The following is a 12,009-nucleotide window of genomic DNA, read 5'->3' as shown; positions in this document are numbered from 1 at the left end:
GGTCAGGCCCGACCGGCGAGAGGCGTTTCGGTCCCCGACTCGCGGTAGAACGATTGCGTCAGTTGCTGGGTTTCCATGAGGATTTTCGCGACCTGTTCGGGCTCCGCGTGATTGACGAAATCGCGGCGATTCCACCACATCATCTTGGTCTGATAACGCTCGTCGGGATAAGGCGTGGCGGGAATGCTCGCGACCACTCCGCCGGAGGAGCGCCACCGGTTCAGCACGTATGCGGCCGCCGTGGCCATGCAGAACTGGACATCGAGCAGAGCCATCATGTGAAAACCGCTGCGGGCCAGTGCGGCGGTGAGGCAGCGATCTTGATTCAGTTCGTCGGCCACCCACGCCGATTTCATTTCCAGGACGCCGAAAGGCACCCGGTCGGTGATCATGTTGCGGACGGCCTGTTCTCCCGGTTGCCCCGCCCATTCGACCACCGCGTGCGAGTCGTCGGCCGACCGCAGCGGCCCCTTGGCCCGCACGCCCGCCACCATCCGCCCGCCGGAGTCGACCACCGCCAGGTACATGATGGTGTCGGCGCCGCTGAGCAGCGCATCCACGTCCAGAGCGCACTCGACGCCGTGCTTGTGGTAGCTGCGGTGGGCCCCGTCCGCGTACTCGTCCCAGAGGTCGCTGTCGGTCGACGGTTGCGACAGCACCAGCGTGCAGTCGATGTCCGGTTCATGCCAGCTCAGGCTGTGCCGGAGCTGGAATCCGCCGACGTTTGCGGCGGTCGGCGAGATTACGGTCATTGAGCCTCCTTGGAGTGGGTGCGCCGACGGTGTGCGGGCGACTTGGTGTCGGAACGATCGAAGTGTCTTGGCGAAACAATGCTCCTGCTGGATACGAATGGCCACCCTTTCGACTCCCCGGCGGGAGAACAATCCATACCAGACGAATGCAAAATACGCCTGGGCTAGACTCAGCATATTACAAATCTGTGTAATTGCCATGCCCTTTTTTGGCGCCGATAGTCGGCTTCGTCAAAGCGGCACCCGCCGGGAATTGACTCGCCGGCGCTTGTCAAGTTCCCTGACAGTCTTGACCGCAGCCCAGTGTTAAAGCCTTCCCAGGCGGCTGTCCGGGTAATCATCGAGCAATCTTCGATGACCATAATCAGCCATTTACGACGACCTGTAAAATGGCTCCTGCTTTGACGCTGCGACAATCTCCTGCAGCACGGATATAACGTGCCCGGCCCGTCGGTCGAGGTCTGATCGCCGTGTCGGTGGCCGCGGTGTCGCTAACTACATGTCTGTTTGCCGAAGCGACAGCTCGGGTCGCGGCGCACGGAAGCGGATCTGCGCGCGTGCAACGCTTCACCCGGGAAATACTTCGACGGCCACGCTGGAATTGCTGGTGCGGCCGTGGTTGCCAGTGGCGAAGCAGGCTGGTCACTTGCAAAACCCACGGTGCGGCGGATGGACGGAAAATGGCTTTCTGAGTGCCGGTAGCGCCGGAGGATTGTGGCAAACATATTTAGGGGCGGCGATTTGCCAATGGGCCCTGCGGTCCCGGCGCACCGTCCGGTGAATGGCAACGAGGTGCCCACGGCCGAAATCGACCGCCACGCCGGTGCACGCAGTTTTGAATTCGGGGGCCGGCCTGCCGGTGTACGGCTACCGGTTGTTGCCGCATCCTGATCGGACGCCATAGCCTGAGTGGGGTCGCACCGCGAACCGGGGCGGGTGAAGGTTTGGGGGAGGCACGAGGACAAGCGGCAGGTTCACAGCAGTGCGGGCGGGCCTTCGCGGCCGCCCGCACTCCGCGACCCCTGGGACATCGCAGTGGCCGAACTGACGGGTGCGCGGGCCGAAGAGCTCGTGGGCATGGAGATCTTCCAGGGATGCGCCGTCGCGGACCTGGGGCCGCTGGCGGCCAGCGTGCAGCCGCTGAGTGCCGCCGGCGGTCGGGTGCTGATGCGGCAGGGCGAGCAAGCGGTGTCGTTCCTGCTCATCTCCTCGGGCAGCGCCGTGATCGAACACGTCGGCGACGACGGCGTGGTGATCCGGGAGAGCGCCTTTCCCGGCATGATCGTCGGCGAGATCGCGCTGCTGCGCGACATCCCGCGGACGGCGACGGTCACCACCGTCGAACCCCTCACCGGCTGGATCGGCGACGGCGACGCCTTCGCCCGGCTGGTACACATCCCCGGGATCATGGACCGGTTGCTGCGCATGGTGCGCCAACGTCTGGCCGCGTTCATCACGCCGATCCCGATCCGGTTGCGCGACGGAACCCGCCTGCTGCTGCGCCCGGTGCTGCCCGGCGACAGCGAACGGACCGTGCACGGACATGTCCACTACTCGGCCGAGACGCTGTACCGGCGGTTCATGACGGCCCGGGTTCCGAGCCCGGCGTTGCTGCAGTACCTGTCCGAGGTCGACTACGTCGACCACTTCGTCTGGGTGGTGACCGACGGGGCCGACCCGGTGGCGGACGCTCGTTTCGTGCGCGACGAGAACGACCCGACGGTCGCCGAGATCGCGTTCACCGTCGCCGACGACTATCAGGGCCGGGGAATCGGCAGCTTCCTGATCGGTGCGCTGTCCATCGCCGCGAGGCTCAACGGAGTCGAAAGATTTTCGGCGCGAATGCTTTCCGGCAACTCGGCGATGCGTGCCATCATGGACCACTACGGCGCGGTCTGGCAGCGCGAAGACGTCGGAGTCATCGCCACCGTGATCGACGTGCCCCGCCGCCGCGACGTGGGCCTCAAGCGCGCGATGGCCGATCAGATCAGCCGCGTCGCCCGCCAGGTGATCGAGGCCGTCGGCTAGGCGCCCGGAATGCCCGGACGAAACGGACTTTCGTGGTAGGAACACCGCATGCGGTCGTTCCGGATCGGCAGGGCGGCGGTTCCCGCGCTCACCCTGCTGGCGACCGCGTGCGCCACGTCGCCGGCGCCAGGCCCGTCGGCCACGTCGCCGCCCCCCGCGGTGCCCGGCGCCACCATCAACCCCGCCCACATCAAGCGGATCGTGCGCGACTTTCCGCCCGGCTACGAGGTGACCGGCGGCATTGCGAGTGACGCCGCACCCGACTTGACGTGGGGCCTGACGGCGAACGCGGCTGACATCCGGGCCAGGCCCGCGCGCTGCGCCGCGCTCGCCGACCCCGGCACGGGGCGGGGCCGGTCCGCCCAGGGCGTGTCCGGTTCGGGTCCGGGGGGCATCGTCGACGCCGTCGTGGTGACGCTGCCCGGGCCGGTGGGCCCCGCCGCCGATCTCGTCGCGGCCTGCGGTCAGTGGACTATGAGCGCCGCCCACACCACGGCCGGCGTGCACCTCACCGCGGCCCCGCACGTCGACGGGGCGCAAACCCTCGGAATGGTGGCCGACCTCAAGTCCTCCGTCGAGTCGGGAACTCAGATCGATTCGCGGGCATACACTTTCATCGCCTATCTGGGCGAGTGCTATGCGTTCACGACTCTGGTCACCGATCCCGGCTCGGCGCTTCCGGCGCTGCCACCGCAGTTCGCCGCCGACCTGCTCGTCACCACGGTGTCCACGCTGCGCGGCTGAGCGGCGGCCTTGGGTAGATTGACCACGATGTTGAAGCTGTGGGCCGCGGCCGCGTGTGTGTGCGTGCTTGCCGGCTGCTCATCGGGTACGGACGCCTCGATGAAGGCCGACATCGGCAAGGTTTCCGCCGTCAAGTCGAGTTTCGGGCCCGACTTCACCGTCAACGACACCAGCGAGAGGGGGATCGATCCGCTGCTGCTGGAGTCGCGCAAGTTACCGGCGGGGCTGCGCTTCGATCCCGCCAACTGCGCGAAAGTGGCCGTCGGCCCGGACATGCCGCCGGACCTGAAGGGCAATATGGCCGCCGTCTCGGCCGAGGGCAAGGGCAACCGGTTCGTCGTGATCGCCGTGGAGACCTCGGCGCCGGTGCCGCTCGCCGAGCCGGGCAAGGACTGCGCCAAGGTGGCGTTCTCCGGGCCCCAGCTGCGGGGCGGCATCGAGGTGGTCGACGCGCCGCACATCGACGGGGTGCACACCCTGGGCACCCACCGCGTCCTGCAGGCGGTGGTCGCCGGGGCGGCTCGCACCGGCGAGCTCTACGACTATTCGGCCCAGTTCGGGGACTACCAGGTGATCGTCATCGCCAACCCGCTGGTCATCCCCGACCAGCCGGTGGCCCCGGTCGACACCGATCGCGCCCGCGACCTGCTCGTCAAGGCGGTGGCCGCGGTCCGCAGTTGAGCCGGTCAGCGGACGTCGCGGGGCCGGAACTGGATGCTGATTCGGGGACCCGCGGGCAACGAAGTCTTGGGCACCGCGTGTTCCCAGGTGCGCTGGCATGACCCGCCCATCACCAGCAAATCGCCGTGCGCCTGCGGCAGCCGCAACGACGGGCCCTGGGGACCTGAGCCGCGGCGCCGCATCGCGAAGGTGCGGGTGGCGCCCAGACTGACGATCGCCACCATGGTGTCCTCGGCGCTGCTGCGCCCGATCGTGTCACCGTGCCAGGCCACGCTGTCGGAGCCGTCGCGGTAGTAGCACAGTCCCACCGTGGTGAACGGCTCGCCGAGTTCGCCGGCGTAGATGTCGTTGAGCCGCCGCCGTAGCCTCCCCAGCACGGGGTGCGGGGGATCCTCAATGGTCAGGTCGTGAAAGCTCACCAGCCGCGGCACGTCGACCACCCGGTCGTACATCTGGCGGCGTTCGGCCCGCCACGGCACGGTGCTCAGCAGGGCGTCGAACAGGCCGGCCTCGTCGGGCGAGTCGCCCGCCAGCCAGCCGGCGCGGATTTCGACGAAGGCGCCGTCGCCGAGGTGGCGGCGCTCGGTGTGCTCGAAAAGCGAGCCCTGAACCGCGATCCCCACGCCGCCCAGTTTATCGCACGCACGTTCGAACAGGTGGCGGCGCGGCGGATGTGTGGCCGGATCGCAGCGCCGCTACGGTTGGTCTGTGGGCGTTGTTGAGTTGGGCACCGATTCCGAGGTCGGCACGCTACGGGTGGCCATCCTGCACCGCCCGGGCGCCGAACTGGGCAGGCTCAGCCCGCGCAACGTCGACCAGTTGCTGTTCGACGGGCTGCCGTGGGTGGCGCGCGCGCAGGAGGAACACGACCAGTTCGCCGAACTGCTGCGGAACCGCGGTGTGGAGGTGCTGCTGATGTCGGACCTGCTGACCGAGGCGCTCAACCACAGCGGGGCCGCCCGGATGCAGGGCGTGGCCGCCGCGGTCGACGCGCGCCGGTTGGGAGTTCCGCTGGCGCAAGAGCTTTCGGCCCACCTGCGCAGCCTCGAACCGGGCAAGCTGGCCCACGTGCTGATGGCCGGGATGACGTTCAGCGAGCTGCCGCCGGACACCCGCACCGACGTGTCGCTGGTGCTGCGCATGCACCAGGGGTCCGACTTCGTCATCGACCCACTGCCCAACCTGTTGTTCACCCGCGACTCGTCGATCTGGATCGGGCCGCGGGTGGTCATCCCGACCCTGGCGCTGCAGGCGCGCGTGCGCGAGGCCTCGTTGACCGACCTCATCTACGCGCACCACCCACGCTTCACCGGGGTGCGGCGGGCCTACGAGTCGCGCACCGCGCCCGTCGAGGGCGGTGACGTCTTGTTGCTCGCCCCCGGCGTGCTCGCGGTCGGAGTCGGTGAACGCACCTCCCCGGCCGGCGCGGAAGCGTTGGCGCGCAGCCTTTTCGACGACGACCTGGCGACCACCGTGCTGGCGGTGCCGATCGTGCAGCGGCGCGCGCAGATGCACCTGGACACCGTGTGCACGATGGTCGACACCGACACCGTGGTGATGTACGCCAACATCGTCGACTCGCTCTCGGCGTTCACCATCCAGCGCACACCCGACGGGGTGACCATCAGCGACGAGGCGCCGTTCCTGGAGGCCGCGGCCAAGGCGATGGGCATCGACAAGCTGCGGGTCATCGACACCGGCCTGGATCCCGTCGTCGCCGAACGCGAACAGTGGGACGACGGCAACAACACCCTGGCGCTGGCGCCCGGGGTCGTCGTCGCCTACGAGCGCAACGTCCAGACCAACACCCGTCTGCAGGACGCCGGCATCGAGGTGCTGACCATCGCGGGCTCCGAGCTGGGCACCGGCCGCGGCGGCCCCCGCTGCATGTCCTGTCCCGTCGCCCGCAATCCCGTCTAGGCTGCCGGCGCCGAGATTGCCGCCACGGTTGTGGGCCGGCCCGGATCACGGCCCCCACGGCAATCGCGGCGCGAACGATCGCGCACTCACCGCCAGCTGGGCAGCCAGATCTCCATGTTCCAAGTCTGCTGCGAGATGGGCAGCCCGGTGAGCACCGGGAACAGCCAGGCGAAGTTGGTGGCCACCACGGCCACGTAGCAACTCACCAGGATCAGCCCGAGCGTGCGGCGTTCCCGGCCCTGCCCAGGGGCATAGAGAATGTCGCCGCAGATCAGTGCGATCGCCATCACCAGAAACGGCGCCATCGTCGCCGCGTAGAAGAAGTACATCTGCCGGTCGATGTCGGCGAACCACGGCAGCCACCCCGCGCAATAACCGGTCAGAACTGCCGCGTAACGCCAGTCCCGGCGCACGACCGTGCGCCACGTCGCATAGACCAGTACCGGTACCGCCAGCCACCACATGGCGGGCGTGCCGACGAGCATCTCGGCTTTGACGCACGACTGCGCCCCGCAGCCGGGCACGTTCTGCTGGTCGATGGCGTAGAGCACGGGCCGCAACGACATCGGCCAGCTCCACGGCTTGGACTCCCACGGGTGGTGGTTGCCGGCGGCGTTCGTCAGGCCCGCATGGAACTGGAACGCCTTGGCGGTGTAGTACCACAGCGAGCGAACGGCGTCGGGTAGCGGCACCACCGAGTGGGGGCCGATTCCCTGACCCACCTCGTGCCGGTCGATCGCGGTTTCCGAGGCGAACCACGGTGCGTAGCTGGCCAGGTAGACGGCGATCGGGATCAGCCCCAGCGCGTAGCCGGTGGGCACCACGTCGCGGCGCACCGTCCCCAGCCAGGGCCGCGTGACCTGATATTGACGCCGTGCGGCCACGTCGAACGCCAACGACATCGCGCCGAAGAACACGACGAAGTACAGACCGGACCACTTCGTCCCGCATGCCAACCCGAGCAACACCCCGGCGCCGAAGCGCCACCAGCGCACCCCGAGCCGCGGACCCCACTCGGTCTCGGCGTTGCGGCCCTCCAGCAGCGCGACGTGCATCCGCCGGCGCACCTCGTCGCGGTCGACGACGAGCGCGCCGAAAGCCGCCACCACGAAGAAGGTGAGGATCCCGTCGAGCAGCGCGGTCCGCGCGGTGACGAAGCTGACGCCGTCGCAGATGAGCAGCAACCCGGCGACGCCACCGACCAGCGTCGAGCGGCTGATCCGCCGCACGATGCGCGTCACCAGCGCGATCAGCACCACCCCCAGCAGCGCGCCGCTGAACCGCCAGCCCACGCCGTCGTAGCCGAAGATCGCCTCGCCCAGCGCGATCACCTGCTTGCCGACGGGGGGATGGACCACCAGGCCGAAGCCGGGGTTGTCCTCCACCCCGTTGTTGTGCAGCATCTGCCAGGCCTGCGGCGCATAGTGCTTCTCGTCGAAGACGGGCGTGCCGGCGTCGGTCGGCGAGCCCAGGTTCACGAACCGGCTTACCGTCGCCAGCAGCGTGATGACGCCCGTCGCGACCCAGCCGCGGACGCGGTCGGTCGGCCCGAAGTCCGCGAGCGGGACCAGCCGTCCCGGGCTGACGACGGGCACGACACGCCCCCGGTCGGCGAGGGAGGATTCGCGGGGCGGGGCGGTCATCGGTGTCGATCGTAGGCTGTGGGGCATGACCCACGGTCGGCTGTTGCTCGGCGCGACCCCGTTGGGGCAGCCCTCGGATGCGTCGCCACGGCTGACCGACGCCCTGGCGCGCGCCGACGTGGTGGCCGCCGAGGACACCCGCCGGGTCCGGAAGTTGGCCCGGGCGCTCGAGGTGCGCATCGCGGGCCGGGTGATCAGCCTGTTCGACCAGGTCGAGGCCGAGCGGGTGCCCGCCCTGGTCGACGAGGTGAAGTCAGGCGCGACCGTGCTGGTGGTCAGCGACGCGGGCATGCCGGTGATCAGCGATCCCGGCTACCGGCTGGTCGTGGCGTGCGTCGAGGCGGGCCTGCCGGTGACGTGTCTGCCCGGGCCGTCGGCGGTGACCACCGCGCTGGCCGTCTCCGGTCTGCCTTCGGACCGGTTCTGCTTCGAGGGATTCCCGCCACGCAAGGCCTCGGCGCGTCGGACCTGGCTGGCGTCGCTGGCCGACGAGCCCCGCACATGCGTGTTCTTCGAGTCGCCGCGCAGGCTGGCCGCGTGCCTGCGCGACGCGGTCGAGGAACTCGGCGGCGCCCGCTCGGCGGCGGTGTGCCGAGAGTTGACCAAGGTGCACGAGGAAGTGGTGCGCGGGCCGCTCGAGGAGTTGGCGGCCTGGGCGGCCGACGGTGTACTCGGCGAGATCACCGTCGTGCTGGCCGGCGCCATCCCCCGCGCCGACCTGCCGGCGCTGGTGACGCGGGTGGAAGAACTCGTCGCGGACGGTGTTCGCGTCAAAGACGCCTGCGGCGAGGTGGCGGCGGCGCACCCGGGGGTGCGCTCACGCCAGCTCTATGACGCGCTGCTGCGGTCCCGGAACGGCTGAGCCGGTCAGGGCGTGCACGCCCCGATGGGCCCGATCGACGGCGTGCAGAATCGCGGGTGCGGGATGGCGGGCGGGCCCGGTAGCGCCGGAACGCCGACCGCCGGGAGCGCGGGCAGACCGACCGCGGGCAGCGCCGGCAGCGCCGGCGCCGCGGGTAGACCGACCTGGGGAAACGAGGGCAGGGCGGGCGCCGCGGGAAGGGCGGGCGCCGCGGGAAGGGCGGGCGCCGCCGGGAGACCCACCGCGGGCAGCGCGGGGGCCGCCGGGAGACCCACCGCGGGCAGCGCGGGGGCCGCGGGCAGGCCCACCGAGGGCAGACCCACCGCCGGGAGGACCGCCGCCGCGCCCGGGATGGACGCCACCGCGGGGAGCGCGGCCGCCGCGGTCGTCAGGCTGGGCGCACCGATGCCCGGCACGCCCAGTGAGCCCACCGACGGCAGCGAAACCGAGGGCAGGCCGATGTTGCTCGGCAGGAGGCCGGCGTTCTTCAGGAACACGACTGCGATCACGGCGGACTCGACGGTACCCACCAGGCCTGTGCCGATGCCGACGAGGCTGCCGCCGACGCCGACGACGCCCTGCGCGACCGACACGGCGACGGCCGCGCTGTTGGGGACGGCGGCCAGGCCGCCGACTCCGGCCAGGCCGGGCAGCATGGGTGCGACCTCGTACGGGTCGGGGATGCCGCCGAGCCCGACGTCGGGAACACCGCCCAGCCCCGCGGCCGGCGTGGCGCCCCCGCCGATGCCCGATGCGCCGCCGCCACCGACCAATCCGCCGGGTGGGCCGCCCGGCACTTCGCTATCGGCCGACGGCACGCCGGGTTCGGGCGCCGGTCTCGGGGCGATCACGTTGCCCGCCTCGGAAAAGGGCGAGGTTTCGGGGGCCCGCGCAATCGGCTTCGGGGCCTCGGGCATGAGGACTGAGGCCAGCTTCTCGCATCCGGCGCCCCCCGCGCCGTTGCAGACCTCCCCCGCCGGCAAGGGCGCGCTCACCTTGGTCACCGGCGTGACCGCCAGCGTCCCGCCCACGAGCGCGGCGACGGCGGCACCGAGGACAGCGATTCTCATGACAGACCCCTCCAGAACAGCCGACACGCGCCGAGCGCGGGCCGATGGCTCGAGCTTAGGCGCTCGAGGCCACTGGCGTGCAGGTTACCCGGATTTTCACCGGCGGGGCCCGGGCCGTTTAGCTACCGTCCGACCGGCGCCGCGGCCGGGATGCGTGGCATCCCGACGATCGGAGCCACCTTGTGCAGGCACTCCTGCCACTCCCCGTCGGGATCGGAGTCGGCGGTGATCCCGCCGCCGACGCCCAGCACGGCGCCGCCCGCCGCGTCGAACTCGACCGTGCGGATCGCGACGTTGAGCTCGCACCCGGCGATCGGGGAGGCCAAGCCCACCGTGCCGCAATATATTCCGCGTCGCCGCTGTTCCCATCGGGAGATCAGCTGGCGCGCGCGGTGCTTCGGGGTGCCCGTCACCGAGGCCGGGGGAAAGGCGGCGTCCAGCAACGCCGTCGTGGGTAACCCGGCGGGAACCCGGGCCGAGACCGTCGAAACCAGGTGCCACACGCCCGGCGCCCGCCGCACCACCAGCAACTCGGGCACGGTGACCGTGCCGACGACCGCGACCCGGCCCAGGTCGTTGCGCACGAGGTCCACGATCATGGTGTTCTCGGCCACGTCCTTGACCGACGTGCGCAGCGCCGACGGCGAGGCGTCCAGCGGCAGGGTGCCCTTGATCGGGCTGGACGTCACGACCGACCCCCGCCGCTTCAGGAACAGCTCCGGGGACAGCGATGCCACCGCGCCCCATGGTCCGGCGAGATAGGCCGCTCGGGCCGGGGCGGTACGCGCGACGCCCTCGACGAAGAAGTCCAGCGGGTTCCCGGCGACCGTCCCGGTGAACTGGGTGCACACGCACGCCTGGTAGACCTCGCCCGCGCGGATCGCGTCCAGGCAGGCCAGCACCCCGCCGCGGTGTGCGTCCCGGTCGGCAGCGTCCCAGGCGATCCGGCAGCCGCGCGTCCGGGCCGGGGGCGCCGCCAGCGCGGCGGTGAGCCAGTCCGGCATCGGCGTACCGGACAGGCTCTCGTAGAACCACCGCCCGTCCGGGTCGCAGCGCAGCACGCAGTCGGTCCAACCGCCGGCGGCCTCGGGGATCCGGCTTCCTCGCCCGTCGGCGCCGGCGTCCGGGTATGACAGGTATCCGATCCAGCCGCCGCCCACCGCGTCGGGATCCTGCGCGCGGTGGTCCTGCGGGACGGCGAACGCGTCGGCGCCGTCCACGGGTTGCAGCGACAGACTCGGCGCGATCACCGCCGCCGCGCCGAACCAGTCGCCGGTCAGCGCGGCCGGCGGCGGCAGGCCGAGCCGGCCGGTGGCGTCGCCGATCGCCCGCAGCACCCGGGGTGCGGCGCCGAGATCGCCGAGCCGGTCGATTCGCACCGCCCCAGCTTGACAGAACGGCCGCTTCGCGCCCCGTGGACGTCCGTCGCCGGTCGCCCGCAGACGAGGCGGACATCTCGGTCGTCGCCGTGCCGCCGAGGCGCGTGGGCGGCAAAAATATCCCTCTAGCTGCGCGGGTTGAGCGTGTTAGGCTGCGCTACGCCAATCCGTGACCGGCCCCCGCGCCGACGTACCCCGCCAGACAGACGCCGAAAGTAGGCGCGCCCGGTACGTTTGCGCATCGGGGGTAGCGACTTTGCAGACGACCACCGCCCTGATTGCGCCCGGTGCCAGCCGGGACATGCGCTTCGTATCGGAGGAGCCCGTGCCGCGCAACCCGGATCTCGTCGTGACCTCGGTTGCCGCCCTCCTCGTGAAGGCCACGGGGGCGAACGCGACCCGGGTGCCCGCTTGGCCGTCCGTCGCCGCCGCGCCGCTGGTCTCCGGAGAGGCGACCACCGGGGTGCTCGCGTTCGTCAGGTTCGGCGCCAGGAAGTGGAAGCAGGGCGAGATCAGCACCCTCGAGGCGGTCGCCGCCCTGTTCGCGCAGTTGCAGGCGCGCATCGCCGCCGAGGAGAAGCTGCGCTACCTGGCCGAGCACGACGACCTGACCGGCCTCGGCCATGCCGCGGGTGACTGGTTCATCAAGGTGTTCGCGCAACGCATGCGCGTGTGCGCGGGTGACGGCATGATCGCCCGCCTGGGCGGCGACGAGTTCGTCATCATTCCCGAGCGGCCGATGGTGGCCGCGACCGCCGAGGCCTTCGCCCGGCGTCTGGTGACGATGCTGCGCGAGCGCATGACCATCGGCGGGCACGTGATCACCCCCTCGGTGAGCATCCGGGTGACGGTGGGGGTGCCCGGACGCGTCGCCGACCGCGAGGCGCTGTCGGCGGGCGCGATCTGATCCTGGTGTCGAGGTACGGTTTG

At 70.7% G+C, this 12,009-nt stretch carries 10 protein-coding genes and 1 pseudogene; 6 read left to right on the top strand and 5 right to left on the bottom strand.

Annotation, left to right across the window (positions count from 1 at the left end; genetic code table 11):
• Positions 1-2: 2 nt before the first annotated feature.
• Positions 3-953 (bottom strand): hypothetical protein, encoded by a 951-nt coding sequence (locus tag ACJ512_RS24100; RefSeq protein ID WP_461479866.1) that lies wholly within the window; start codon positions 951-953, stop codon positions 3-5.
• 876 nt (positions 954-1,829) lie between these two features.
• Between ACJ512_RS24100 and ACJ512_RS24095 the strand changes: the two genes are divergently transcribed.
• From ACJ512_RS24095 to ACJ512_RS24085, 3 genes are read left to right on the top strand one after another with little or no spacing between them, the layout of a single operon-like run.
• A complete protein-coding gene (locus tag ACJ512_RS24095) occupies positions 1,830-2,780 on the top strand; it encodes a GNAT family N-acetyltransferase (RefSeq protein ID WP_407685113.1) in 951 nt (316 codons plus the stop codon).
• Between the two features lie 48 nt (positions 2,781-2,828).
• Positions 2,829-3,524 (top strand): DUF5642 family protein, encoded by a 696-nt coding sequence (locus ACJ512_RS24090; protein WP_369737244.1) that lies wholly within the window; start codon positions 2,829-2,831, stop codon positions 3,522-3,524.
• Positions 3,525-3,551: 27 nt separating this feature from the next.
• Positions 3,552-4,205 carry a DUF5642 family protein gene (locus ACJ512_RS24085; protein ID WP_369737245.1) on the top strand — a complete coding sequence of 218 codons (654 nt, stop codon included), beginning with the start codon at positions 3,552-3,554 and terminating at the stop codon, positions 4,203-4,205.
• 5 nt (positions 4,206-4,210) lie between these two features.
• Here ACJ512_RS24085 and ACJ512_RS24080 read toward each other — a convergent pair whose 3' ends face one another.
• On the bottom strand, positions 4,211-4,828 hold the full coding sequence (locus ACJ512_RS24080) for an alpha-ketoglutarate-dependent dioxygenase AlkB (protein WP_369737246.1): 618 nt from the start codon (positions 4,826-4,828) through the stop codon (positions 4,211-4,213).
• Positions 4,829-4,913: 85 nt separating this feature from the next.
• Between ACJ512_RS24080 and arcA the strand changes: the two genes are divergently transcribed.
• On the top strand, positions 4,914-6,125 hold the full coding sequence (arcA, locus tag ACJ512_RS24075) for an arginine deiminase (RefSeq protein WP_369737248.1): 1,212 nt from the start codon (positions 4,914-4,916) through the stop codon (positions 6,123-6,125).
• Positions 6,126-6,211: 86 nt separating this feature from the next.
• On the opposite strand, the gene ACJ512_RS24070 is transcribed toward arcA, so the two are convergent.
• Positions 6,212-7,768 carry a dolichyl-phosphate-mannose--protein mannosyltransferase gene (locus ACJ512_RS24070; RefSeq protein ID WP_369737250.1) on the bottom strand — a complete coding sequence of 519 codons (1,557 nt, stop codon included), beginning with the start codon at positions 7,766-7,768 and terminating at the stop codon, positions 6,212-6,214.
• A gap of 25 nt (positions 7,769-7,793) precedes the next feature.
• Between ACJ512_RS24070 and rsmI the strand changes: the two genes are divergently transcribed.
• The gene (gene rsmI, locus ACJ512_RS24065) at positions 7,794-8,630 is read left to right on the top strand and encodes a 16S rRNA (cytidine(1402)-2'-O)-methyltransferase (protein ID WP_369737252.1); all 837 of its coding nucleotides are present in this window, start codon (positions 7,794-7,796) and stop codon (positions 8,628-8,630) included.
• A 5-nt stretch (positions 8,631-8,635) separates the two neighbouring features.
• On the opposite strand, the gene ACJ512_RS24060 is transcribed toward rsmI, so the two are convergent.
• Complete coding sequence (locus ACJ512_RS24060; RefSeq protein WP_369737253.1) at positions 8,636-9,700, bottom strand: hypothetical protein; 1,065 nt, start codon at positions 9,698-9,700, stop codon at positions 8,636-8,638.
• Positions 9,701-9,822: 122 nt separating this feature from the next.
• A complete protein-coding gene (locus ACJ512_RS24055; protein WP_369737254.1) occupies positions 9,823-11,079 on the bottom strand; it encodes an aminodeoxychorismate synthase component I in 1,257 nt (418 codons plus the stop codon).
• Positions 11,080-11,479: 400 nt separating this feature from the next.
• Here ACJ512_RS24055 and ACJ512_RS24050 point away from each other — a divergent pair.
• Positions 11,480-11,974: pseudogene (locus ACJ512_RS24050) on the top strand (diguanylate cyclase domain-containing protein); the annotation flags it as partial.
• Between the last annotated feature and the right edge of the window lie 35 nt (positions 11,975-12,009).

The organism is Mycobacterium cajalii (assembly GCF_045809005.2).
Lineage (GTDB): Bacteria > Actinomycetota > Actinomycetes > Mycobacteriales > Mycobacteriaceae > Mycobacterium.
Note: the sequence above shows the minus strand (reverse complement) of the source record. Positions and strands in the feature narration are given on the sequence as shown.

Coding starts and splice junctions, on each gene's coding strand:
- ACJ512_RS24100 (WP_461479866.1), bottom strand. CDS start 953: ATGGCAATTACACAGATTTGTAATATGCTGAGTCTAGCCCAGGCGTAT.
- ACJ512_RS24070 (WP_369737250.1), bottom strand. CDS start 7,768: ATGACCGCCCCGCCCCGCGAATCCTCCCTCGCCGACCGGGGGCGTGTC.
- rsmI (WP_369737252.1), top strand. CDS start 7,794: ATGACCCACGGTCGGCTGTTGCTCGGCGCGACCCCGTTGGGGCAGCCC.
- ACJ512_RS24090 (WP_369737244.1), top strand. CDS start 2,829: ATGCGGTCGTTCCGGATCGGCAGGGCGGCGGTTCCCGCGCTCACCCTG.
- ACJ512_RS24085 (WP_369737245.1), top strand. CDS start 3,552: ATGTTGAAGCTGTGGGCCGCGGCCGCGTGTGTGTGCGTGCTTGCCGGC.
- ACJ512_RS24060 (WP_369737253.1), bottom strand. CDS start 9,700: ATGAGAATCGCTGTCCTCGGTGCCGCCGTCGCCGCGCTCGTGGGCGGG.
- ACJ512_RS24095 (WP_407685113.1), top strand. CDS start 1,830: ATGGAGATCTTCCAGGGATGCGCCGTCGCGGACCTGGGGCCGCTGGCG.